This is a genomic window from Trujillonella humicola (assembly GCF_046233715.1).
GTDB lineage: Bacteria > Actinomycetota > Actinomycetes > Mycobacteriales > Geodermatophilaceae > Trujillonella > Trujillonella humicola.
Genome location: NZ_JBJNRJ010000114.1, coordinates 1 through 1,659, shown reverse-complemented (window position 1 = coordinate 1,659; position 1,659 = coordinate 1). Strand labels below are relative to the sequence as shown.

Sequence of the window (1,659 nt, the reverse complement as noted above, 5' to 3'; positions counted from 1 at the left end):
CTAGCCCGGGGCTTTCACGGCGGAGTGGCGTGAGCGGGTGTTGATCAACTGAAAAGTGCTCCTGACCAGCAAGGATGGGTCTTGTCTAGGGACCTGTCCGAGCCGTTCGAGGAGCACCTTCCAGGTGAAGAAGCGTAGCCGGTTCTATCCCCGCGTCCAGGTCGACACGGCCGACGTTCCGGCGGTCGGTCAGGCCGGTGGGGTGCTGTTGATCGACACCGTCGCCGCCGCTGGCCTGGACGCGGCGCTCTCGTCGGTGTTGGCGCCGTGGCGCAAGCGGCTGGCGGTCCACGATCCGGGCAAGGTCGTCCTCGATCTGGCGCTGACTCTGGCGTTGGGCGGGGACTGTCTGGCTGACATCGCACTGCTGCGCGCCGAACCCGGCGTCTACGGCCGGGTGGCCTCGGACCCGACGGTCTCCCGCACGATCGACGTGCTGGCCGCCGACGCACCCGCCGCGCTGAAGGCGATCAACACCGCACGAGCGACGGGTCGGGCGCAGGTGTGGTCGCTGGCCGGGGAGCGCGCCCCCGATCACGCGGTGAACGCCGCCGCGCCGCTGGTGATCGACATCGACGCCACCCTGGTCACCTCCCACTCTGATAAGGAGCAGGCGGCACCGACGTTCAAGCGCGGGTTCGGGCACCACCCGCTGTGTTCCTTCCTCGACCACGGGCCAGACGGCAGCGGGGAGCCGCTGGCCGTGCTGCTGCGGGCGGGGAACGCCGGCTCCAACACCGCCGCCGACCACATCACCGTGGCCCGCTCCGCGCTGGCCCAGCTGCCCGGGCACCGGCCGGGCAGCCGACCCGGCCGCAAGGTGCTGATCCGGACCGACGGGGCCGGGGCCAGCCACAAGTTCCTGGACTGGCTGCACGGGCAGCGGCTGTCGTACTCGATCGGCTTCGGCCTGCCCGACAACGCCCCTGAGCTGCTGAAGAAGATCCCCGCCGAGGTGTGGACGCCGGCCTACGACGCCCACGATCAGATCCGCGACGGCGCCTGGGTCGCCGAGCTCACCGGCCTGCTGGATCTGGCCGGCTGGCCGCCGGGGATGCGGGTGATCGCCCGCAAGGAACGCCCCCATCCCGGCGCGCAGCTACGGATCACCGACGCCGACGGGCTGCGGGTCACCGCCTTCGCCACCAACAGCACCCGCGGCCAGCTGCCCGCACTCGAGCTGCGGCACCGCCGCCGGGCCCGCGCCGAGGACCGCATCCGCTGCGCCAAGGACACCGGCCTGACCAACCTGCCGCTGCACGACTTCGCCCAGAACCAGATCTGGTGCGCCATCGTCGCGCTCGCCTGCGAGCTCACCGCCTGGATGCAGATGCTGGCGCTGGCCGGCACCGACGCTCGACGGTGGGAACCGAAACGGCTGCGGACCAGGCTGTTCACCGTCCCGGCCACCCTGGCCCACACCGGACGGCGACGCCTACTGCACCTGGCCGAGCACCACCCCTGGGCCGCCGTCGTCCGAGACGCCGTCGGGCGGCTGCGCACCCTGACGACCGGACCGGTGCCGGCTCCCGGCTGACACCGCCCTCACCCGTCCCGACGACCCGAACGACACCGACCCGTGGAACCGGCGCCCACCCGAGCGACCTCGGCCGAACCGTCACACCCCGATGCCAGACTCACACTCCCGCGGCCCACCGA

General features: G+C 72.1%; 1 protein-coding gene. It reads left to right on the top strand.

The genetic code is table 11. From position 1 onward, the window contains the following. Nucleotides 1-124 precede the first annotated feature (124 nt). Nucleotides 125-1,537: an IS1380 family transposase gene (locus ACK586_RS25295; protein WP_409333295.1), complete on the top strand. Its 1,413-nt coding sequence runs from the start codon at nucleotides 125-127 to the stop codon at nucleotides 1,535-1,537. Nucleotides 1,538-1,659 lie beyond the last annotated feature (122 nt).